The following is a 20,877-nucleotide window of genomic DNA, read 5'->3' as shown; positions in this document are numbered from 1 at the left end:
GCCGAACTGGGAGAACGCTAACGAGGCCATGGACGGGCTGTGTGCAGCCCGAGTGATACTCCTGCGCAGATCCGGCGGGAAGTGTGCGGGCACCGGTGTCCGCGGCGGTGCCGGTCAGTCCACCGGCCAGGTGTGCGCGGCCGCGTTGAGATGCATGTAGTCCATGTACGACCTGGTCATCCGGCGCAGCGCCTCCCGCCGGTCGCAGGACGATCCCTTCTCCAGCCGGTGCACGGTCTCGGCCTGCCAGAGCGCGCCGTTGCGCCCGGTGACGCAGCGCTGCTCGATGATGCCCAGCAGCGGCTCGCGCCACCCGGTGTCCATCCCGGCCAGCTCCAGGCCCCGGTGGGCGAGCGGCAGCAGCCGCCGCAACACCATTTCGGCGGCGGGCACTTCGCCCATGCCGGGCCAGTACAGACGGGCGTCGATGCCGTCGCGGGCGGCGGTGTGCAGATTCTCCTCCGCCGCCGCGAACGACATCCGCGACCAGATGGGCCGGTCCTCGTCGATCAGGGCGCGTGTGAGGCCGTAGTAGAAGGCGCCGTTGGCGATGGTGTCGGAGACGGTGGGGCCGGCGGGCAGGACGCGGTTCTCGATCCGCAGGTGCGGTCCGCTGTCGGTGACGGCGTAGACGGGCCGGTTCCAGCGGTAGATGGTGCCGTTGTGCAGGGTGAGCTCGCTCAGTTCGGGGACCTCGCCCTGCTTGTGCAGCGCGCGCGGGTCCTCGTCGTCGCACAGCGGCAGCAGGGCCGGGAAGTAGCGCACGTTCTCCTCGAACAGGTCGAAGACGCTGGTGATCCACCGCTCGCCGAACCACACCCGAGGCCGGACGCCCTGGGCCTTGATCTCCACCGGGCGGGTGTCCGTGGCCTGCTCGAACAGCGGGATCCGGGTCTCGCGCCACAGTTCGCGGCCGAAGAGGTACGGGGAGTTCGCGGCCAGGGCGACCTGCACGCCGGCGATGGCCTGGGCGGCGTTCCAGTAGGCCGCGAAGTCCTTCGGCGCGACCTGGAGGTGGAACTGGGTGCTCGTGCAGGCGGCCTCGGGCGTGATCGTGTCCGCATAGGTGGACAGGCGCTCCTCGCCGTCCACGGCGATGCACAGGTCCTCGCCGCGAGCCGCGAAGATCTGCTCGTTGAGCAGCCGGTAGCGCGGGTCGCCGGACAGCGCGGCCTCGCTGACGTCGTCCTCACCGAGGGTCGGCAGGATCCCGATCATGATCAGGTGGGCGCCGACCGCCGAGGCGCGGTCCTCGGCGTGATTGAGGGCGTCACGGATCTCCTGCTCCCAGTCGCCCGGGCCGCCGGTCGTCAGCTCCCGGGGCGGGATGTTGATCTCCAGGTTGAAACGGCCCAGCTCGCTGGCCCAGGCGGGGTCGGCGATGGCCCCGAGCACCTCGGTGTTCCGCATCGCCGGCAGCCCGTCGTCGTCGACGAGGTTCAGTTCGATCTCGAGCCCGACCCGCGGGCGCTCGCTCTCGAACGTCGACTCGCGCAGCATCTGCGCCAGCACGTCGAGGCAGGTGTGCATCTTCTCCCGGTAGCGGCGGCGGTCCTCCCGCGTGAACACCAGGGCCGGCACATCGCGTCCCATGGGACCCTCCCGAGTTCCCTCGGCGGTCGCTTGTCGTGTCCCAGAGTCCCACCTCGGCCGCCCCTCGGACAGCCGGCGGCGTGAGAGCCGTCCGGTACGGGCCCGGAGCGGGCTTTTGTGTCAAATACGAACAAATTAGACGGCGCCCCGGGTCCGCGAGAGGGACGGGGCCGCGGATCGGTCCAGTGGGTGTCGACGTGGCCCAGGCGCGCCTGCCGGGAGCCCTCCCCGAAAGCGACCGTCCACCGCCGGGCATCTGGACGTAAGGACCCGCCGCGAACTGCCCGCGACCGAGGGCTTGACCTCGATGGGCGGCCACCTCACCGCCGCCGCCTGAGGGCAGAAGCACAGGCCGGCGGGGATTGCCCCGTGCGAGGTACCCGCCTAGCCTGCATTTGTGCCGCAAATAAACAAATCACGGTCGCACAGCGTCGTGCGCCGCCCCCTCAGCCCGCTCAGCCGTCTTCGCGTCGTCATCACCGTCTTCTTCGCCCTCGACGGCTTCCTCTTCGCCGGCTGGGTGGTCCGTATCCCCGCCATCAAGCAGCAGACCGGCGCCTCGGCCAGCGCGCTCGGCCTGGCCCTCCTCGGCGTCTCGGCCGGGGCCGTGGTCACGATGGTGTTCACCGGGCGCCTGTGCCGCCGCTACGGCAGCCACCGGGTCACCGTCGTCTGCGCCGTGCTGCTCAGCCTCAGTGTCGCCCTGCCCCCGCTGACCCACTCGGCGCTCGCCCTCGGCGTCGTGCTCGTGCTGTTCGGCGCCGCGTACGGCAGCATCAACGTCGCCTTCAACAGCGCCGCCGTCGACCTGGTGACCGCGCTGCGCCGGCCGGTCATGCCCAGCTTCCACGCGGCGTTCAGCCTCGGCGGGATGGCCGGCGCCCTGCTCGGCGGGCTGGTCGCCGGGGCCCTCTCCCCCACATGGCACCTGGCGGGCCTCACCGTCGTCGGACTGGTGGTCACCGCCGTGGCGGGCCGCACCCTGCTGCGGTACGGCCCGCCGGCCACCGCGGCACCGGACCGGCCGAGCGCGACGCCCGGCCGCCGGGACCCCCGCACCCGCCGGCTGGTGATCGTCTTCGGGCTGATCGCCGGGTGCACGGCCTACGGCGAGGGGGCCATGGCCGACTGGGGCGCGCTGCATCTGGAGGAGGATCTGGGGGCCGCGCCCGGCGTCGCCGCCCTCGGCTACTCCTGTTTCGCGCTCTCCATGACGGTGGGCCGGCTCACGGGCACGACCCTGCTCGAACGGCTCGGCCACGGCCGGACCGTCGTCGCGGGCGGCGCGACCGCGGCGGCCGGGATGCTGCTCGGCTCTCTCGCCCCGTCCCTGTGGGCGGCCCTCCTGGGCTTCGCGGTCACCGGGCTCGGGCTGGCCAACCTCTTCCCGGTGGCCGTCGAACGCGCCGGCACGGTCGCCGGGCCGAGCGGAGTGGCCCTGGCCTCCACGTTCGGCTACAGCGGCATGCTCCTGGGTCCCCCGGCCATCGGCTTCATGGCGGACTGGTTCTCCCTGCCCGTCGCGCTCACCAGCGTCGCCCTGCTGGCGGCGGTCGCCACGCTCATCGGGGCCGCGACGCGGAGCGCGGCACCGGACCGGCCGGGTACGGCCTGAGCCTCCGGCCGGCTTGTTCCGGCTCGCGTCCGCTGCGAGACTCGCGCCATGGGCGATCACGGGGGACGGCGCGGGCAGGCCGAGCGGGACGCGATCACCGTCGAGATCGGCTACGCGCTGTGCAGCGCGACGTTCGCGGCGGCCGTGGTGTCCGGCGCCGTCGTGGGACCGGTGTTCGTCCTCGACGTGCCGCCCGGCGTGCGCCGCGCGCTCCTCGCCGTGGGCGCCACCGTCGCCGTTCTGCTGTTCGTCGCCCGGGTCGTGAGCGTGCTGACCCGGTTCCGGCCGGGCGCTCAGCCCAGCCAGCCCGGCCGGACCAGACCGGACTCGTAGGCCAGCACCACCAGTTGGGCCCGGTCACGGGCGCCCAGCTTCACCATCGTCCGGCTGACGTGGGTCTTCGCGGTGAGCGGGCTGACCACCAGGCGGCGGGCGATCTCCTCGTTGGACAGGCCGATGCCGACCAGCGCCATCACCTCGCGTTCCCGTTCGGTCAGACGGGCCAGGGCGTCGGCGGCCGCGGGCTCCTTGGAACGGGCGGCGAACTCGGCGATCAGGCGCCGGGTCACGCCCGGCGAGAGCAGCGCGTCCCCGTCGACCACCGCCCGGACCGCGCGCAGGAGTTCGTCCGGCTCGGTGTCCTTCACCAGGAACCCCGAAGCGCCCGAGCGGATCGCCTCGAAGACGTACTCGTCCAGCTCGAAGGTGGTGAGCATGACCACCTTCACGTCCTCCAGCGCGCTGTCACCGGTGATCCCGCGCGTCGCCGCGAGCCCGTCGAGCACGGGCATCCGGATGTCCATGAGCACCACGTCCGGCCGCAGTTCGCGCACCGAGCGCACCGCCTCCTCGCCGTCCGCGGCCTCCCCGGCCACCTCGATGTCCGGCTGCGCGTCGAGCAGGGCCCGGAAACCGGCCCGCACGAGTGACTGGTCGTCGGCGAGCACTACGCGGATCACCGGTCCTCCTCCTGGGGGGTCACGTTCTTCGCGCGCTTCGACGTCGTGAGCGGCAGGACGGCCAGGACCCGGAAGCCGCCGTCGCCGCGCGGGCCCGCCTCGATCGTGCCGCCGAGCGCGGCGGCACGCTCCCGCATCCCGGCCAGGCCGTTGCCGCTGCCGCCCGCGTCGGCGCCGGTCGCCGGGCCGTCGTCGTCGACGCGCAGCCGGAGCGTCGGCCCGTCCGCCTGCTCGAACCGCACGCGCGCGCGCCGCGATCCCGAGTGGCGTACGACGTTGGTGAGGGCCTCCTGGACGATCCGGAAGGCCGCGAGGTCCGTGCCCGGGGGAAGCGGTGGCGGCTCGCCCTCGACCTCGACGGTGAGCCCGGCGCCGGCCGCCTGGGCCACCAGTTCGGGCAGCCGGGCCAGGCCGGGGGCGGGGGCGCGCGGGGCGGCGCCGGGCGCGCGGAGGGTGTCGAGGACCTGGCGGACCTCGCCGAGCGCCTCCTTGCTCTGGGCCTTGATGGTGGTGAGCGCGGTGCGCGCCTGCTCGGGGTCGGTGTCCAGGAGGGCGAGGCCGGCACCCGCCTGGACGTTGATCACCGAGATGCTGTGGGCGAGGACGTCGTGCAGTTCGCGGGCGATCCGCAACCGCTCCTCGTCGGCGCGCCGCCGGGCCGCCTGGGCCCGTTCGGCCCGTTCCCTCGCCCACTGTTCACGGCGGGCCCGCGCCAGCTCCGACACCGCCACGACGGCGACGACCCAGGCGGCGACGACCGCCTCCTGCCCCCAGGGGGCGGCCCCGTCCCCGGCGGGCGGCAGCCGGCGGTACAGCCAGTGGCCGACGAGGACGTGCCCGGCCCACAGTGTTCCGACGGCCGTCCAGGCGGCCCACCGGTGCCCGGTGACGACGGCGTTGAAGCAGGCCACGGCGACGGGCAGGAAGACCGGGCCGTAGGGGTAGCCGGCGGCCAGGTAGACCAGGGCGGCCGCCGAGGTGCCGAGGGCGACCGGCACGGGGTACCGCCCGCGCCACAGCAGCGGGGCCGACGCCACGAACAGCAGTGCCCGGGCGAACGGGTCGAGGTCCTGACGCCCGTCCTGCTGCCCGCGGGCCGCGAACGAGGAGCCGACCAGCACGACGAAGGCGACCAGCGCGGTGGAGCGCCAGGGCCACCGGGGAGCGCGCTCCCCGTCGTCGTCCCGGCGGTTCCACCACGGCGGCCCGTGCCGCCACCACGCCGGTGGACCGCCGGGCCGGTGTGCCTGCTGCTCGTCCATGGTGGCCACGCTAGACGCGCGGGCCACGCGGCGGCGTCACCCGCGCGTGGTGATCACGCGTACTCCCGGTGAAGTACGCCCCGGCTCGCCGCTCAGCGCAGGCCGGCCTCGTGGGCGATCCGGACCGCCGCGTGCCGGAAGAACGGCGGCCGGTCCTCCACGACCCGGTTGAACTGGCCGAAGAGCTCGAAGCCGACCAGCCCGAACAGCTCGGCCCAGGCGGCGACCAGGGCCACGACCGTCGCCGGGGGCAGGTCGGGGGCGAGGTCGGCGGCCATGCGCCGGGCCTCGGCGGCCAGGTCGTCCGGCAGTTCCGGCGCCTCGGCGAGGACGCCCTCGTGGTGGGCGTCGCGCACGATGCCGATGAACAGCAGCCCCACCCGTGAGGCGGCCGGGACCGTGGTGACGGGAGCGGTGTAGCCGGGCACCGGCGACCCGTAGATCAGCGCGTACTCGTGCGGGTGCTCCAGCGCCCAGGCGCGGACGGCCTCCGCCACCGCCGTCCAGCGCTCCAGTGGCGCGCCGTCCAGCACTCGTTCGTTCGCCGCCTCGGCGGACGCGCCGAGGGAGTCGTAGGCGTCGATGATGAGAGCGGTCAGCAGGTCGTCGCGGCTCGGGAAGTAGCGGTAGAGCGCGGAGGAGACCATGCCGAGGGAACGGGCGACGGCGCGCAGCGAGAGCCGGGCGGCGCCCTCCTGCGCGAGCTGTCTGCGCGCCTCCTCCTTGATGGCGGCGGTGACTTCCATCCTGGCGCGGGCTCGTGCGCCCTGTGCGGTGCTGCTCATACCGCGCAGTCTCCCACGCATTTCAGAGCGGTGCACACATTCGAGAGCAGTGCTCTTGCTCTGGATCGGCGCTCTCGTGCAGACTGCTCTCAAGCGAGAGCAGTGCTCTCGAATTCCGGTCTCCCGACCGTCCGAAGGGGTCACCATGTCGTCGCCGTACTACCTCAAGGGCAGCCCGCTCAACGTCCGCTTCAACAACGTCGTCGGCTGGCTCGCCCGGCACGGCCTGAGCATCGCCGGCACGGCGGAGCTGTCCGTGCGGGGCCGCAAGAGCGGAAAGATGCAGCGCGTCCCGGTCAACCCGCACGTCCACGACGGCGTGCAGTACCTCGTCTCGGCCCGCGGGCACTCCCAGTGGGTGCGCAACATGCGCGTCGCCGGCGGCGGTGAGCTGCGGGTCGGGCGCAAGGTGCGCGCGTTCACCGCGGTGGAGCTGCCCGACGAGGAGAAGCTCCCGATCCTGCGCACCTACCTGGAGAAGTGGGGCTGGGAGGTCAACCAGTACTTCCAGGGGGTGACCGCGAAGTCCACCGACGAGGAGATCGTCGCCTGCGCCCCGGACCACCCCGTCTTCCGATTCACGGTCGATGGCTGAGGTCCCTGGGCGCGATCGCCGTCAGGAGGCCGGCTGCCCGCCCGCGGACGCCTGGCGGCGGTCCAGCGCGCTCAGGGCGCGGTGGGCCATCGGGTGGGTGCGCACGATCTCGGCCAGCGTCGTCGAGCCGCGGGTGATGTCCGTGAACGCCTTCCAGGCCGGCCGGAACCCGGTCAGCACCGCGTGGAAGAGGCCGGGCCGGCGCTCGAACACCGTCAGCAGCCGCTTCCCGACGCTCATCTCCACGCCGAGGCCCGCCTTGACGGCGAACGCGTAGTTCAGCGCCTGGCGCCGGGTGTCCACGGCGTCGTGCGCCTCGGCGATGCGCACCGCCCACTCCCCCGCGAGCCGGCCCGACCGCAGCGCGAAGGAGATGCCCTCGCGGGTCCACGGCTCCAGCAGGCCCGCCGCGTCACCGCACACCAGCACCCGCCCGCGCGAGAGCGGCGAGTCCTCCGCGCGGCAGCGCGTCAGATGGCCGGAGGAGATGCTCGGTTCGAACCCGGCGAGGCCGAGCCGCCCGATGAACTCCTCCAGGTACCGCTTGGTCGCGGCGCCTTCGCCGCGGGCCGAGATGACGCCGACCGTGAGGGTGTCGCCCTTGGGGAAGACCCAGCCGTAACTGCCGGGCATCGGGCCCCAGTCGATGAGCACCCGGCCCTTCCAGTCCTCGGCGACCGTCTCCGGCACCGGGATCTCCGCCTCCAGGCCGAGGTCGACCTGGTCGACCTTCACCCCGACGTGCGCCCCTATCCGGCTGGCGCTGCCGTCCGCGCCCACCACGGCCCGGGCGAGGACGGTCTCCCCACTCTGCAGGACGAGGGCGACGCTGCGCCGGTCCGGCACGGCCGAGCCGTGCTGCTCGACGCGCTGCACGGTGACGCCCGTGCGCAGCTCGGCACCGGCCTTCTGCGCGTGCTCGACGAGCTGCTGGTCGAACTCGGGGCGGTTGATGAGCCCGAACAGCGTCTGGCGGGAGCGGCGGGTGCGCGCGAAGCGGCCGTTGTGGGAGAAGGTCACCGCGTGCACCCGGTCCCGCAGCGGGAGGTCGAAGCCGGGCGGAAGGGAGTCGCGCGAGGGGCCGATGACGCCGCCGCCGCACGTCTTGTACCGGGGCAGCTCCGCCTTCTCCAGCAGCAGTACGCGCCTCCCGGCGACCGCCGCCGCGTAGGCGGCCGAGGCACCGGCCGGACCCGCACCCACCACGACGACGTCCCAGACCTGCCGCACGTCGTCCGCCGAAGAGTTCTCGCTGCTCACGATGGCCTACTGCTCCCGCTCTGTTCGCCGCCCGATGCTGTCCCCCGCATCCTACGGCGGACGTCGTCGCAGGCCGCTGTGGGAGGATCACAGCACTCACGCGTAGAACGTCGCACCCACAAGGAGCGTGCCCATGTCGTCGATTCCGGTCGCCGAGACCGTCGCCTCGCTGATGCCGCGGGCGAAGGCCGAGCTCACCGAGCTGGTGGCCTTCAGGTCGGTGGCGGACTTCGACCAGTTCCCGAGGAGCGAGAGCGAGGGGGCGGCCCGCTGGGTCGCCGACGCGCTGCGCGCGGAGGGCTTCGAGGACGTCGCGCTGCTCGACACCCCCGACGGCACCCAGTCCGTGTACGGCTTCCTGCCGGGCCCCGAGGGCGCGAAGACCGTGCTGCTGTACGCCCACTACGACGTGCAGCCCCCGCTGGACGAAGCAGGGTGGAGCACCCCGCCCTTCGAGCTGACCGAGCGCGACGGCCGGTGGTACGGGCGCGGGGCGGCCGACTGCAAGGGCGGCGTCATCATGCACCTGCTGGCGCTGCGCGCGCTCAAGGCGAACGGCGGCGTCCCGGTGCACGTGAAGGTGATCGCCGAGGGCTCCGAGGAGATGGGCACCGGCGGTCTCGAACGGTACGCCGAGGCGCACCCGGAGCTGCTGAAGGCCGACACCGTCGTGATCGGCGACGCGGGCAACTTCCGGGTCGGCCTGCCGACGGTCACCACGACGCTGCGCGGCATGACCATGGTCCGCGTGCAGGTCGACACGCTGGCCGGGAACCTGCACTCCGGCCAGTTCGGCGGGGCCGCGCCCGACGCGCTCGGCGCGCTGATCCGCGTGCTGGACTCGCTGCGCGCCGAGGACGGCTCGACGACCGTCGACGGGCTGACCGGCGAGTCCTCCTGGGAGGGACTGCAGTACGACGAGGCGCAGTTCCGCACCGACGCCAAGGTGCTCGACGGCGTGGAGCTGATCGGCTCCGGCACGGTCGCCGACCGGATCTGGGCCCGCCCGGCCGTGACGGTCCTCGGCATCGACTGCCCGCCGGTGGTCGGCGCCACCCCGTCCGTGCAGGCGAGCGCCCGCGCCCTGGTGAGCCTGCGGGTGCCGCCGGGCGTGGACGCGGCCCACGCGACCAAGCTGCTCCGGGCCCACCTGGAGTCGCACACGCCGTGGGGCGCGCGGGTGAGCACCGAGCAGATCGGGCAGGGCCAGCCGTTCCGCGCCGACCCCACCAGCCCGGCGTACCAGGCCATGGCGGACGCGATGGCCGTGGCGTACCCGGGCGAGGAGATGCAGTACGCCGGGCAGGGCGGCTCGATCCCGCTGTGCAACACGCTCGCCTCGCTCTACCCGGAGGCGGAGATCCTCCTGATCGGCCTGAGCGAGCCCGAGGCGCAGATCCACGCCGTGAACGAGAGCGTGTCGCCGCAGGAGCTGGAGCGGCTGTCGGTCGCCGAGGCGCTGTTCCTGCGCAACTACGCCGGGAGCTGACCCCGGGTGGGCACCGCCCGCCTCGGGTGGTGCCCACCGCGGGCCGTTCAGGACGGTGCCGGGGTGCCCGCCTCGAGATACAGCGCCGTCCCGCGCTCCCGGGCCCGCAGCGCCCAGCGCAGCCGTTCGTAGCGCACCGGTGGCAGCAGGTCGGCGGCCTCGGCCTCGGTGACGAAGCGCCAGTCCCGCAGCTCGGGTCCGGGCAGTACCAGCCGTTCGGCGTCGGTGGAGTCCAGCCTGCCGCCGTCGAACAGCAGCCGCAGACCGCCGTAGCGCGGCGGTTCGGGCCGCTCCCAGTCGACCACCAGGAGCCGCGGCACGTCCTGGAGCCGTATCCCGGTCTCCTCCGTGACCTCGCGCATGCCGCCGCGCGCCGGTGCCTCGCCGGGTTCGACGACACCGCCGGGGAACTCCCAGCCGGCCTTGTACGTGGGGTCGACCAGCAGGACGCGGTCCCGCTCGTCGAAGAGGAGCACACCGGCGGCGAGGGTCTCGGCGGTGGGCTCCGGCGTCTGCACGATGTCGCACACCGGCACCTCGCCGTTGCCGACCGCCCCGGCGATCCGCACGGCGGTCTCGTAGGGCGTCAGGCCGCTGTTGTCGACCGGGTGGGCGTCGGCCACCAGCCACGCGGCGAGCGCGGCGCGGTACGGCTCGATGTGGTCGTAGGACCACTGCCGGACGCGTATCTCGCCGTCGGGCGGGTCGGGCGGGATCTCCCGCCCCGCTATCCGGGCGCGCAGGATCGTTTCCGCCGGGGCGAGGAGGACATGCTGGACGGTGATGCGGCGGGCGGCGAGACCGCCGAAGATCTCGTCGCGGTACTCCTGGCGCAGCAGGGTCATGGGGACCACGAGCGTGCCGCCGAGCTCGGCGTGCAGCGCCGCCGCGGTGTCGATCACCAGCCGCCGCCAGATCGGCAGGTCCTGGAAGTCGCCGACCTCGGCCAGGTGTTTGGGCGGCAGCAGGTGGGTGAGTGCAGCGCCGATGACCTCGGGGTCGAAGAGCGTGCTGTTCGGGATCAGCTCGATCAGCTCCCGTGCGGTGGTGGTCTTCCCCGCACCGAACGCGCCGTTGATCCAGACGATCACGTTTCCCCCTCTTCTGTTGGCCCCCTGTGGCTTGCCCGCTCCACACTGCCACGGAAACCACTCCCAGGAGAGGGCGCATGGCGACGGCGCCGCCCTCCGCTCGGGAGCGGGGGTGCGGCGCCGTACGGGCGGGCGGGCGGGGCCCGTCAGCCCTTCTTCCCGGAGGTGTGGTGCGGGGCGTCGTTGACGGCCCGGTCCGCTTCCCGGTTGACGGCCTTGCCGAAGGTGTTCAGGGCCTGGTCCACGTTGACCCCCGCGAGCTTGGTCGCACCGGTCGTGCCGAGGCCGTCGATCTTCTTGCCGCTCACGTCCACCCCGGCGGCCTTGATCTGTCCGCCGGCGAGACCGGGCAGCCCGGTGTCGGGGGCGCCGGCCCCGGGAGGGCCGGCCGGCTCGGCCGAGTGCGACGGCGTGACGGCGGCGACGACGAATCCGGTGGCCAGGGAGGCGATGGCGAGCATGCTGCGCTTCTTCATGACCGGTTCAACTGCGAACACGGCCGGACGGTCACGCCCCGGTCCGGGACGGATCGGACGACGGCCGGACCCCGGCCGCGCGCCGTTCCTCCCGGCGCCGCCGGACGAGTTCGCGGGCCGCGTCCGGCCAGTTCGGGTGGGTGAAGCCGAAGCCGGCGTCCAGCAGCCGGCCGGGGACCACCCGACGGCTCTTGAGCAGCAGTTCGGTGTCGGAGCGCAGCACGAACGCGCCGATCTCGGCCATCGCCTTCGTCGCGGGCAGGCCGACGGGGACGCGCGCGGCGGAGCGCAGGGCGCTCATGAAGGCGCGCTGCGGCAGCGGCTCCGGGGCGGCGAGGTTGACCGGCCCGGCCAGGTCGTCCCGGGCGATCAGGTACTCGGCGGCGCGGACGAAGTCGTGCTCGTGGATCCAGGAGACGTACTGCCGGCCGCCCGCGACGGGGCCGCCGAGCCCCAGGCGCGCCAGCCGCAGCAGGACGTCGAACACGCCGCCCCGGTCCGGGCTCATGACCATCGCGGAGCGCAGGGCCACCTTGCGTGTGTGCGGGGTGTCGGCCTCGTGCAGGGCCCGCTCCCACGCCCTGGCGATGTCGACGCTGTAGGACCAGTAGCCCGGCACATCGGGTTCGTGGCCGCCGATGACGCCGGTCGCCTCGTCGTGGGGCGCGTCGAAGCGGTGGGCGTAGACGGTGGCCGTGCTCATCTGGAGCCAGACGCGCGGCGGCCTGGCGGCGCCCGCGATCGCCTCGCCGACGATCTCGGTCGAGCGCACCCGCGAGTCCATCATGGCCTTGAGGTTGGCCCCGGTGTAACGGCAGCTGACGCTGCGTCCGGCCAGGTTGACGACGACGTCGCTGCCGTCGATCTCCGCCGTCCACGGCCCCAGGGTCGAGCCGTCCCAGCCGACCTCACCCGCCCGGACCGGACGCCTGGTCAGGACGACGACCTCGTGGCCGGCCGCGCCGAGCGCACGGTTCAGGATCGTGCCGACCTGCCCGGCGCCGCCCGGGATCACGATCTTCATGGGGTTCCCCTCTCGTAGGGGATGACCCTAGCCCACATTTGAACACGTTCAAAACTCCCTCGGCGGACTCCTCTTGATGCGACTTCAAGTCCGACCACTTTCCAACACAGTCCGACACGTTCTAACGTGAGCAGACCATGACGCGTACATGACGTCTTCCTTTGCAGGGACGGAGGAACGTGACCATGCGTCACCTTCACAGCCGCACCACCCGCACGAGACTGATCGGGGCGCTCACCGCGGCACTGCTCTGCGCCGCAGGGCTCGCCGCCCCCGCCGCGGCCGCCGCCCCCCCGGCGCCCGCCGTGGACGACGGTCTCGCCCTGACCCCGCCCATGGGCTTCAACAACTGGAACTCCACCCACTGCCGTGCCGAGTTCGACGAGGCCATGGTGAAGGGCATCGCCGACCTCCTGGTCGAGAAGGGGCTCAAGGACGCCGGCTACCAGTACGTCAACCTCGACGACTGCTGGGCGCTCCCCTCCCGGGACGCCGACGGCAAGCTGGTGCCCGACCCGGCCCGCTTCCCGCACGGCATCAAGGCGGTCGCCGACTACGTCCACGCCAAGGGGCTGAAGTTCGGGATCTACACGAGCGCCGGCACCAAGACCTGCAACAGCGCGGGGTTCCCGGGCGCGCTGGGCCACGAGTACAGCGACGCGCGGCAGTTCGCCGACTGGGGCGTCGACTACCTGAAGTACGACAACTGCAACAACCAGGGCGTGGACGCCCGGCAGCGCTACACGACCATGCGCGACGCGCTGCGGGCCACCGGCCGCCCCATCGTGTACAGCATCTGCGAATGGGGCGAGAACAAGCCCTGGGAGTGGGCCTCCGACGTGGGCCACCTGTGGCGCACGACCGGCGACATCAGCGACTCGTGGGGCTCGATGCTGTCGATCCTCAAGCAGAACCTGCCGCTCGCGGCCCACGCGGGCCCCGGCCGCTGGAACGACCCCGACATGCTGGAGGTGGGCAACGGCGGCATGACCGGCACCGAGTACCGCTCGCACTTCTCCCTGTGGGCGATCATGGCCGCGCCGCTGCTCATCGGCTCCGACCTGCGCACCGCCTCCGCGGAGACCTTCGAGATCCTCGGCAACCGGGAGGTCGTCGCCGTCGACCAGGACCCCCTGGGCCGGCAGGGAACCGTCGTCTCCTCCGAGGGCGGGCGCTGGGTCGTCGCCAAGGAGATGCGGGACGGCAGCCGCGCGGTGGCGCTGTTCAACGAGTCCGACACCGCCCAGCGCGTCATGACGACCGCCGAGGAGGTCGGGCTGCCCGCCGCGGGCGCCTACACCCTGCGCGACCTGTGGCGGCACCGCACCCTCAACACGGCGGGCACGATCTCCGCGACGGTGCCCGCGCACGGCACCGTCCTGGTCCGCGTCGCCGCCGACGGCCGGTGGGCCCAGCACCCGCCCGCGGTCGAACTGGGCGTGGACGGCCGCCTGCTGTTCGAGCCGGGCCGGACCGCTGCGCTGACCTCCACGGTCACCGATCTCGGGCGTACGGCCGCCCGGCGCGTGTCCGTGGCCCTGTCCGGGCCCGAGGGCTGGTCCCTCCGGCCGACGTCGCCGGCCACCTCGCCCGCGCTGTCCACGGGCCGCGCCCTGCGCACCGGATGGGAGGTCACCGTGCCCCGGGGGACGCCCACGGGGCCGTACGCGCTCACCCTCACGGTGCGGTACCGCTCACCGGCCGGCGACCGGGTCGAGACCGCGCTGCCGCTCACCGCGACCGTGGTGAGCGCGCCGCCTCCGGGGACGTCGGAACTCGGCGCTCTGCCGTGGCTGTCGGCCACCAACGGATGGGGGCCGGTCGAGCGCGACACCAGCAACGGGGAGAGCGGCGCGGGCGACGGGAACCCGATCACGATCGGCGGGGTCGTGTACGGCACCGGCCTCGGGGTCCACGCCGAGAGCGCCGTCGGCTACTACACGGGCGGCGCCTGCGAGACGGTGACGGCGCACGTCGGCGTCGACGACGAGGAGGGCGCGGACGGCACCGTCGCCTTCGAGGTCTGGGCCGACGGCACGAAGGCCGCCTCGACCGGCGTCCTCACCAATGCCATGCCGGCCCAGCCGCTCACCGCCGACGTGACCGGGGCGCAGGTGGTCCGGCTCGTCGTCACCGACGGCGGGGACGGCATCACCTCGGACCACGGGGACTGGGCGCAGGCGCGGCTGAGCTGCTGAGGCGCCCCGCCCCCGAGGCGGACTCAGACCCCCGCCGCGGTCACGCCCGTCCGACCGGCGAGCGCGGCCGCGGCGGCACCGACCAGGCCGGCGTCGGTGCCCATCCGGGCGGGCGTGACGGTCAGGCGCCGCACGAAGGACAGGGTGGCGTAGTCGGCGAGCGCCTTGCGCAGCGGCGTGAACAGGACGTCGCCCGCCTTGCCGACGCCGCCGCCGATCACCGCCACGTCGATCTCCACGAGGGTCGCGGTGGCCGCGATCCCGGCGGCCAGGGCCCGTGCGGCCCGCTCGAAGGAGGCCACGGCGACCGGGTCGCCCTCACGCGCGGCGGCGGCGACCGCGGCGGCGGAGGTGTCGCCGTCCGGTCCGGGCCGCCAGCCGGCGTCCAGGGCCCGGCGGGCGATGTTCGGACCGCTCGCGATGCGCTCCACGCAGCCGCGCGAGCCGCACGGGCACAGGTCGCCGTCGAGGTCCACGCTGATGTGGCCGATGTGGCCGGCGTTGCCCGTGGGCCCGGGGTGCAGCCGCCCGCCCAGCACCAGACCGCCGCCGACGCCGGTGGAGACGACCATGCACAGCGCGTTGTCGTGCCCCTGGGCGGCCCCCTGCCAGTGCTCGGCCGCGGTGATGGCCACGCCGTCGCCGATCAGCTCGACGGGCAGCCCACCGGTCGCCTCCCTGACCCGCCGGACCAGTGGGTAGCCGCGCCAGCCGGGGACGTTCACGGGGCTCACGGTGCCCTCCGAGGCGTCCACCGGTCCCGCGCTGCCGATCCCGAGCGCCGAGACCCGCCCCCACAGTGGAGAGGCCGCGAGTTCCCGGACGACCTCCTCGACGGCCCGCATCACGGTCTCGCCGTCCTCCCGCGCCGGAGTCGGGCGCTGCGCCCGTACGGCGATCGTGCCGTGACCGTCCACCAGCGCTCCGGCGATCTTGGTGCCGCCGATGTCGAGCGCAGCCACGAGGTCGTTGTGCATCTGATTCAGTTCTCCCCGTCAACCATTCGGAACTCCCGCCGAGGGCGGGAATCGGACGCGCCGGTCTGGCGGTGGGGACGCAGGCCGGAGATTGCGGTGGACAGTGTCTCCCGGATCTGACAACGTTGTCCAGGCTCTATGCTCGACGCCACATCCTCATACAAGCCCATGGACCGACGCATCCCCGTGGACGAGAACAGGACAGGACACCGCATCGTGCCCGAGACCATCCGCCGTTCCGACCGACTTCCCGAGAGCCGCTACGGCAACCGTCCGACCATGAAGGACGTCGCCGCGCGTGCCGGAGTCGGTCTGAAGACCGTCTCGCGCGTGGTCAACGGGGAGCCCGGGGTCACACCGGAGACGGAGCGCCGCGTCCAGGAGGCCATCGACGCCCTGGGCTTCCGCCGCAACGACAGCGCCCGTGTGCTGCGCAAGGGCCGCACGGCGAGCATCGGCCTGGTCCTGGAAGACCTCGCGGACCCCTTCTACGGCCCGCTGAGCCGCGCGGTGGAGGAGGTGGCGCGGGCGCACGGCGCCCTGCTCATCAACGGCTCCAGCGCCGAGGACCCCGACCGTGAGCAGGAGCTGGCGCTCGCCCTGTGCGCACGGCGCGTGGACGGGCTGGTGGTCATCCCGGCCGGTGACGACCACCGCTATCTGGAGCCCGAGCTGAAGGCCGGCGTCGCCACCGTGTTCGTGGACCGCCCGGCCGGGCAGATCGACGCCGACTGCGTCCTGTCGGACAACTTCGGCGGGGCCCGCGACGGCGTGGCCCACCTGATCGCCCACGGGCACCGCCGCATCGGCTTCATCGGCGACATGCCGCGCATCCACACGGCCGCCGAGCGGCTGCGCGGTTACCGGGCCGCCATGGAGGCCGCCGGGATACCGGTGGAGGACGCCTGGATGTCCCTCGGGGTGACCGACCCGGAGCGGGTGCGCCGGGCCGCCGAGGACATGCTCAAGGGCCCCTCCCCCGTCACCGCGATCTTCACGGGCAACAACCGGGTGACCGTCACCGTGATCCGGGTGCTCGCCGCGCAGAGCCGCCGGGTCGCCCTCGTGGGCTTCGACGACATCGAGCTCGCCGACCTGCTGCAGCCCGGGGTCACCGTGGTCGCCCAGGACGCGGCGGCCCTCGGCCGTACGGCCGCCGAGCGGCTGTTCAGCCAGCTGGACGGCACGCTGGTCGCCCCCGAGCGCATCGAGCTGCCGACCAGGCTCGTCACCCGCGGCTCGGGCGAGCTGCCGCCCGAGGACTGACCGGGCATGGACGGCACGTCCGGGGCAGGTCCGCAGGAGGCGGTGGACGACCGCTCGCTGGAGGCGCTGGGCCTGGCCGAGGTGCCCCACGACCATCCGCTGCTCTACCCGGGCGCCTGGCCGAGCGACACCGCGCTCCTCGACGGCGATCGGCTGCTGCCGCTGGAGCGCCTGGTGCACGACGACCGGGTCCCGGTCCTCGCCGTGGGCTCCAACGCCTGCCCCGCCCAGCTGCGGCGCAAGATGGAGGCGTTCGGGATCGACTCCCCCGTCCCCCTGGTGAGGACACGGGTGACGGGTCTCGCCGTCGGCGTCTCCGCCCATGTGAGCCGCCCCGGGTACGTGTCCGCCGCGCCGTTCCTCGCGCACGGCCATGTGGCCGAGCTGTTCGTGATCTGGCTGGACGAGGAGCAGCTCGCGGTGATGGACGCCAGCGAGGGCGTGCCCCGGTCCGACGGCAACTACGCCCGCGCGTGGCTGCCCGCACCGGACGTACGGATCGGCCTGGCGGACGGCACGACGCTGCCGGGCGCCTTCGTCTACGTCAACCGCCACGGCGTCCTGCACGACGGCACCGGCGCCCCGCGCACCCACCCCGGCCAGCGACCGCTCCTCACCGAACTGCTGTCGGGGTCGGCCCGGTTGCGGGAGCTGTTCGGCGCCACCCCCGAGGAGTTCAGCGCGCGGGTCCGCGAGGACGTGCGCCTGTGCGCGCTGGGCACCGCGGTGTTCGCACGGGAGAAGCTGGTGACGGCGTCCGGGCTCGAGCCGTACGTCGGGGTCTGAGGTCAGCAGACGGGGAGGCCCGGGACCGGTGCGTCGTTGTCGCCGCCCTTGATGTAGACGTCGCTGACGAAGACCCCCGTGTTGCCGCTGTCGTCGTCGGTCTTCGCCCACCAGACGTTGGTCCACCGGCCGGACGTCTCGCGGCGGCCGAGGTTCTGCTGGCAGTAGAAGTAGTTGGTGCCCGCGTTGAGGACCCCGGCCCTGGCGCCGGAGGCGGTGTAGGAGTCCGCCGTCTTCCAGACCTCGCAGTTGTACCGGCCGCCACCGATGGGCCGGCAGGCCGCGGCGGGCGTGGTGGGGGTGTCCCCCGGCTTCGAGCCGCCGTCGCCGCCGCCCGTGCCGGGGGCACCGCCGCCCGCCGTCCCGGTCGGCGACGCGCTGCCGGGCCGCTCGGCGGGGTCCCGGTCCGCCGGCCGGCTCGGGTCGCCGGTCGTGGCGGGGGACGTGGAGGCGTCCCGTTCGGTCAGCCCGGAGTCGCCCGCGCGGTCGGCCTCCGGGCTGCCGTTCGCCCGGACGGCCGGGCCGGTCGCCGTCGGGGACGCCGTGCCGCCCGCCGCGGCCGGGGCCCTGTCGTCGTGGTGGTTCAGCAGGGCGGCGGTGATGCCGCTCGCGGCGAGGACGACGGCGACGGCCGCGGCGGCGAGCAGCGCGCGGCCCCGGCGCCGGGGCCGGGTGCCGGAGGAGCCGGCCACGGGGCCGGTGGCGCCCGGGTCGTGCGGCGGCGGTCCGGGGTACGGCTGTCCGGCCGGGGCGAACGCCTGTGCCACCGGAGTTCCCGGGGTCGTGGGACCGTCGGGGCCCCGGGCGGCCGGCCCGAAGCCCGGGGCGCCGGGCGGATTCGAGGCGGGGACGCCGGGGCCGGCCCCCGACACGTCCGCCACCGTCCGCTCGCGCGCCGGCCCTGTGCCGGACGGGGACGGGCCGCGCAGGGCGGTCGTCGGGCTGTCCGTACCGGAGTCCGCCACCGCCCGGAGGAGGTCGCGTGCCTCCTCGGCCTCGGGACGGGACTCGGACCGTTTGTCCAGCAGCCGCTCCAGGACGGGGGTGAGGGGCCCGGCCCGGCGGGGTGCGGGCAGGGGCTCGCCGACGATCGCGGTGAGCGTGGAGAAGGTCGAGGTGCGGCGGAAGGGCGCGGAGCCCTCGACGGCGGCGTAGAGCGTGGCGCCGAGCGCCCACACGTCGGAGGAGGGGCCCGGTGCGGCGCCCTGGGCCCGCTCGGGCGCCAGGTAGTCGAGGGAGCCCACGAGTTGGCCGGTGCGGGTCAGCTGGGTCGCGGAGCCGTCGCCGGGGTCGTCCATCGTCGCGATGCCGAAGTCGGTGAGGACGACGCGGCCGGAGGTCTCCAGCAGGATGTTGCCGGGCTTGACGTCCCGGTGCAGGACGCCGGCCCGGTGGGCGGCGGCCAGCGCGTCCATGACTTTCGCGCCGATCCCCGCCGCCTCGTACGGGTCGAGGGTGCCGCGCTCCCGCAGCACCGCCTCCAGGGAGGGGCCGTCGACCAGTTCCATGACGATGAGGGGCCGACCGTCGACCTCGGCGATGTCGTGCACGGCGACGACGCCGGAGTGCCGGATCCGGGCGGCCGCGCGCGCCTCGCGCCGCATCCGCAGCCGGAGGTCGGCGAGTTCGGGACCCGCGGCGTCGGAATAGGTGCGCAGTTCCTTGACGGCCACCTCGCGGCCGAGGACCTCGTCGACCGCCCGCCAGACGACGCCCATGCCGCCGCGTCCGAGCTGTGCCACCACCCGGTAGCGTCCGGCCAGCATCCGGCCGGGCCCCTCCGTCTGTCCGCTCTCCCCCGAAGACACCGCAACCCCGTTCCTGTGGCCCGTCCTTGCGCGTGCCGTACAGCCTACGGGGCGCCTGCGACGGCGGGGTCACCGTGGGCGGGCGCCCGGGGGCCCGGCGTTCGGCGTGCGTGCGCCGACGCGACCGCGGACGACAGGGCGCGGGCCTCAGCTCCCGGACGCCGTCAGGTCGCCGCGTCGGGGGGAGGCGTAGCCCTCCAGGTCGGCGCGGGTCAGACCGGTGAGCCGGGCCACCTCGCCGATGTCGAGGGCGCCGCAGTCCAGGCCGCGCAGCAGATAGCCGCTGAGTGCCTTGGCGGTGGCCGGCTCGTCCATGACGTCGCCGCCGGCCCGGTTGGCGTACCGGGCGAGCCGGGCGGCGGCCTGCTCGAACCCCTCGCGGTAGAAGGCGAAGACGGCCGCGTAGCGGGTGGGGATGTGGCCGGGATGCATGTCCCAGCCCTGGTAGTAGGCGCGGGCGAGGGCGCGGCGGGCGAGGCCGTAGTGGAGCCGCCATGCCGCGTGCACCTGCTCGGTCGGACCGACGGGCAGGACGTTCGTCGATCCGTCGCAGACGCGCACGCCGGTGCCGGCCGCGGCGACCTGCATGACCGCCTTGGCGTGGTCGGCGGCCGGGTGGTCACTGGCCTGGTGGGCCGCCGAGACGCCGAGGCAGGCGCTGTAGTCGAAGGTGCCGTAGTGCAGTCCGGTGGCGCGGCCCCCTGCGGCCTGGATCATGCGGGCGACGGTGGCGGTGCCGTCGGCGGCGAGGATGGCCTGGCTGGTCTCGATCTGGATCTCGAAGCCGATCCGGCCGGCGTCCAGGCCGTGTGCCTTCTCGAACTCCTCCAGGAGCCGCACCATGGCGGTGACCTGCTCGGGGTAGGTGACCTTGGGCAGGGTGAGAACCAGTCCGCCGGGCAGCCCGCCGGCCTCCATGAGGCCGGTGAGGAAGATGTCGAGGGTGCGGATGCCCCGGGCGCGGACGGGCGCCTCCATGCACTTCATGCGGATGCCCATGTACGGGGCGGCCGTCCCGTCCCGGTACGCCTGGGCGATCAGCCGGGCCGCGCGGGCGGCGGCCTCGTCCTCCTCGGCGTCGGGGCGGGAGCCGTAGCCGTCCTCGAAGTCGACCCGCAGGTCCTCGACGGGCTCGCGCTCCAGCTTGGCGCGGACCCGTGTGTACACCGGCTCGGCGAGTGCGTCGGGGAGGCCGAGCACGGTGGCGAAGGACGCGGCGTCGGGGGCGTGTTCGTCGAGGGCGGCGAGGGCCCGGTCGCCCCAGGAGCGCACGGTGCCGGCGGCGAAGACGTCGCCGGGGACGTAGACGGTGTGGACGGGCTGACGGGTGCCGGGGTCTCCGGGATACCGGCGCTCCAGTTCGGCGTCGACGGGGGCGAGGGAGGCGTCGATCTCCTCGCCGACGGCACCCGCGAGGCTCGTCGTCACCTTCTCCTGCCGGCCCATTCCCACGCCCTCCGCCTCCGCCCTACGCATTCAACAATCTGTTGAATGACGGTATCCGGAGTGCTTCGCCCTGGTCAACACCGTGTCCACGGCGGCAGGATCGCACGCTCCTGTCCATCATCCGGCACACCGAGGCCCCCGTGACCGTCGGAAAACGGTCACCCTGCCGCCCGCCCTGAAGATCCTCGCCGACCAGCGCAAGGACCTGACGAAGATGCTCACCGCCCTGTCGACACTCGGCAAGACC

At 73.9% G+C, this 20,877-nt stretch carries 18 protein-coding genes; 7 read left to right on the top strand and 11 right to left on the bottom strand.

Annotated elements, in window-relative coordinates; genetic code table 11:
- Positions 1-114 precede the first annotated feature (114 nt).
- Positions 115-1,593 carry a glutamate--cysteine ligase gene (locus ABZ899_RS22315; protein WP_361348789.1) on the bottom strand — a complete coding sequence of 493 codons (1,479 nt, stop codon included), beginning with the start codon at positions 1,591-1,593 and terminating at the stop codon, positions 115-117.
- A 397-nt stretch (positions 1,594-1,990) separates the two neighbouring features.
- On the opposite strand from ABZ899_RS22315, the gene ABZ899_RS22310 reads away from it, so the two are divergent.
- Together ABZ899_RS22310 and ABZ899_RS22305 are read left to right on the top strand one after the other, a co-directional pair.
- Positions 1,991-3,208, top strand: a complete 1,218-nt coding sequence (locus ABZ899_RS22310; protein WP_361348787.1) for an MFS transporter — start codon at positions 1,991-1,993, stop codon at positions 3,206-3,208.
- Between the two features lie 48 nt (positions 3,209-3,256).
- Positions 3,257-3,541, top strand: coding sequence for a DUF6332 family protein (locus tag ABZ899_RS22305; protein WP_361348785.1), 285 nt, complete (start codon positions 3,257-3,259; stop codon positions 3,539-3,541).
- On the opposite strand, the gene ABZ899_RS22300 is transcribed toward ABZ899_RS22305, so the two are convergent.
- From ABZ899_RS22300 to ABZ899_RS22290, 3 genes are all read right to left on the bottom strand, one after another.
- Positions 3,502-4,167: a response regulator transcription factor gene (locus ABZ899_RS22300; protein WP_361348783.1), complete on the bottom strand. Its 666-nt coding sequence runs from the start codon at positions 4,165-4,167 to the stop codon at positions 3,502-3,504. The genes ABZ899_RS22305 and ABZ899_RS22300 overlap by 40 nt on opposite strands.
- Positions 4,164-5,429 carry a sensor histidine kinase gene (locus ABZ899_RS22295; RefSeq protein ID WP_361348780.1) on the bottom strand — a complete coding sequence of 422 codons (1,266 nt, stop codon included), beginning with the start codon at positions 5,427-5,429 and terminating at the stop codon, positions 4,164-4,166. The genes ABZ899_RS22300 and ABZ899_RS22295 overlap by 4 nt, the downstream gene beginning before the upstream one ends.
- A gap of 92 nt (positions 5,430-5,521) precedes the next feature.
- Positions 5,522-6,214, bottom strand: a complete 693-nt coding sequence (locus tag ABZ899_RS22290; protein ID WP_361348777.1) for a TetR/AcrR family transcriptional regulator — start codon at positions 6,212-6,214, stop codon at positions 5,522-5,524.
- 145 nt (positions 6,215-6,359) lie between these two features.
- Between ABZ899_RS22290 and ABZ899_RS22285 the strand changes: the two genes are divergently transcribed.
- Positions 6,360-6,809, top strand: coding sequence for a nitroreductase family deazaflavin-dependent oxidoreductase (locus ABZ899_RS22285; protein ID WP_361348775.1), 450 nt, complete (start codon positions 6,360-6,362; stop codon positions 6,807-6,809).
- 21 nt (positions 6,810-6,830) lie between these two features.
- On the opposite strand, the gene ABZ899_RS22280 is transcribed toward ABZ899_RS22285, so the two are convergent.
- Entirely contained in the window at positions 6,831-8,069 is a 1,239-nt protein-coding gene (locus ABZ899_RS22280) for a geranylgeranyl reductase family protein (protein WP_361348773.1), read from the bottom strand.
- A 133-nt stretch (positions 8,070-8,202) separates the two neighbouring features.
- Between ABZ899_RS22280 and ABZ899_RS22275 the strand changes: the two genes are divergently transcribed.
- Positions 8,203-9,558, top strand: coding sequence for a dipeptidase (locus tag ABZ899_RS22275; protein WP_361348770.1), 1,356 nt, complete (start codon positions 8,203-8,205; stop codon positions 9,556-9,558).
- Positions 9,559-9,605: 47 nt separating this feature from the next.
- On the opposite strand, the gene ABZ899_RS22270 is transcribed toward ABZ899_RS22275, so the two are convergent.
- The 3 genes from ABZ899_RS22270 to ABZ899_RS22260 form a co-directional block, all read right to left on the bottom strand.
- A complete protein-coding gene (locus ABZ899_RS22270) occupies positions 9,606-10,649 on the bottom strand; it encodes an NUDIX domain-containing protein (RefSeq protein ID WP_361348767.1) in 1,044 nt (347 codons plus the stop codon).
- Between the two features lie 146 nt (positions 10,650-10,795).
- A complete protein-coding gene (locus tag ABZ899_RS22265) occupies positions 10,796-11,146 on the bottom strand; it encodes a hypothetical protein (protein WP_361349252.1) in 351 nt (116 codons plus the stop codon).
- Between the two features lie 10 nt (positions 11,147-11,156).
- Positions 11,157-12,149 (bottom strand): DUF1731 domain-containing protein, encoded by a 993-nt coding sequence (locus ABZ899_RS22260; protein WP_361348764.1) that lies wholly within the window; start codon positions 12,147-12,149, stop codon positions 11,157-11,159.
- Positions 12,150-12,334: 185 nt separating this feature from the next.
- On the opposite strand from ABZ899_RS22260, the gene ABZ899_RS22255 reads away from it, so the two are divergent.
- Positions 12,335-14,347 (top strand): NPCBM/NEW2 domain-containing protein, encoded by a 2,013-nt coding sequence (locus ABZ899_RS22255; protein ID WP_361348761.1) that lies wholly within the window; start codon positions 12,335-12,337, stop codon positions 14,345-14,347.
- Positions 14,348-14,370: 23 nt separating this feature from the next.
- Here ABZ899_RS22255 and ABZ899_RS22250 read toward each other — a convergent pair whose 3' ends face one another.
- Complete coding sequence (locus ABZ899_RS22250) at positions 14,371-15,324, bottom strand: ROK family protein (RefSeq protein WP_361348758.1); 954 nt, start codon at positions 15,322-15,324, stop codon at positions 14,371-14,373.
- Between the two features lie 168 nt (positions 15,325-15,492).
- Between ABZ899_RS22250 and ABZ899_RS22245 the strand changes: the two genes are divergently transcribed.
- A complete protein-coding gene (locus tag ABZ899_RS22245; RefSeq protein WP_361348755.1) occupies positions 15,493-16,590 on the top strand; it encodes a LacI family DNA-binding transcriptional regulator in 1,098 nt (365 codons plus the stop codon).
- Positions 16,591-16,596: 6 nt separating this feature from the next.
- The gene (locus ABZ899_RS22240; RefSeq protein ID WP_361348752.1) at positions 16,597-17,376 is read left to right on the top strand and encodes a hypothetical protein; all 780 of its coding nucleotides are present in this window, start codon (positions 16,597-16,599) and stop codon (positions 17,374-17,376) included.
- A 2-nt stretch (positions 17,377-17,378) separates the two neighbouring features.
- Here the strand turns inward: ABZ899_RS22240 and ABZ899_RS22235 are convergent, their stop codons facing one another.
- Positions 17,379-19,184 (bottom strand): protein kinase, encoded by a 1,806-nt coding sequence (locus tag ABZ899_RS22235; RefSeq protein WP_361348750.1) that lies wholly within the window; start codon positions 19,182-19,184, stop codon positions 17,379-17,381.
- A 147-nt stretch (positions 19,185-19,331) separates the two neighbouring features.
- Positions 19,332-20,630, bottom strand: coding sequence for an aldolase/citrate lyase family protein (locus ABZ899_RS22230; protein WP_361349236.1), 1,299 nt, complete (start codon positions 20,628-20,630; stop codon positions 19,332-19,334).
- Positions 20,631-20,877 lie beyond the last annotated feature (247 nt).

It is taken from the genome of Streptomyces sp. NPDC046859 (genome assembly GCF_040645135.1).
Classification (GTDB): domain Bacteria; phylum Actinomycetota; class Actinomycetes; order Streptomycetales; family Streptomycetaceae; genus Streptomyces.
This window is presented reverse-complemented; position numbering and strand designations above follow the sequence as displayed.